Here is a 1289-nt window from a genome sequence, read left to right on the forward strand (position 1 = left end):
ATCCGGTGACCTGCGCCCGGATGAACAAGATCATACCCACTGAGATTGCGGCGACTGTCCAGCATCCTTCGGGGGCAGTGGGTACGTTCTTGTTCCRCCCGTTCCGCCACGGACGGAAGAACGTAACGTTCGACTGCCAGACATCTGGTGACAATCATCTGTACGAAGAAGGCTGGAACTACACGCCTGTCTACCGTGACGCGCAGTCGCTGGTAGCAAAAACAATCACTGGTCCGGGTATGCCTGTTGCGCAGTGGACCTATCAGTACACCAATCTTGATGGCGCCTACGCGCAGGATCTCGGCGGACCGGCCATTCCTCCGGGCCAGGCCGAACCGAAAATCACCACCGAGACTCTGCCTGACGGCGTTGTACGTGTGTATGAATTCGGCAAGGAGGTGGCGTACAACGACGGTCTGCTGTTGTCGACCACCACGCGCTCGGGCGGCACCGTCGTGCGCGTCGACCGCAACAACTACTATCCCGACGCCCAGCTTGACTCGGCGCCATTCCCGAAAGAAGCCGGCAAGGACTTCAAGTACGGTGCGAACGACCTCAAGGCACACTACAACAGGCCCGTACAGTCCACCGTGGTGGAACAGGATGGCGTGCAGTTCACCCGCACGGTCCAGGCTTTCGATGCCTTTGCACGCGAGGTGAGCGTCGTCGAGGGCAACTCAGCCGGACAGAGCCGCGCCAGCACAACCACCTACTACGACAACCTGGCGCTATGGGTGAATGGCCAGTCAGCGCGCAGCGTAGTCAATGGTGTCGAGCAGTCACGCACCGAGTTCGACACGACCAATGCGTTGCCGCTGCGCGCTTATGCCTTCGGCCGGTTGGCGCAGCAGGTGACCTACGCGGCTGATGGTACGGTGGCATCGGTTGCCGATGCCCGTGGCAACACCAGCCACCTGTCCGCGTGGAAGCGCGGTGTCCCGCAGCAGTTGCGGATGCCGGCCACGGCTGAATCTCCCAATGGGGCGACGCGCACCGTTGTGGTGGACGACAACGGCTGGATCACCTCGTTGACCGATGAAATCGGAGCAACCACCAGCTTCAGCTACGACAGCATGGGGCGCCTGCGCAGCCAGCAGTTCCCCGGTGGCGACACCGTGAGCTGGAATGCGGTCACCATGGACCTGCAGCGGTTGGGCAGCGCGCAGTTCGGCGTGCCGGCCGGCGCCTGGAAGCATTCACGAACCCAGGGCGGGCGACGGACCGATACCTATCTGGATGCCATGTTCCGCCCGGTGCTGGTCACTGAAAATGCAGACAACGTTCTCGAT

At 61.9% G+C, this 1289-nt stretch carries 1 protein-coding gene; it reads left to right on the forward strand.

The annotated features are described in order from the left end of the window. Positions 1–20: 20 nt before the first annotated feature. A partial coding sequence (locus AC1VAN_RS22135) for an RHS repeat domain-containing protein (RefSeq protein ID WP_480986782.1) occupies positions 21–1289 on the forward strand: 1269 nt, incomplete at its 3' end.

It is taken from the genome of Stenotrophomonas sp. 05L44_2 (assembly GCF_056665995.1).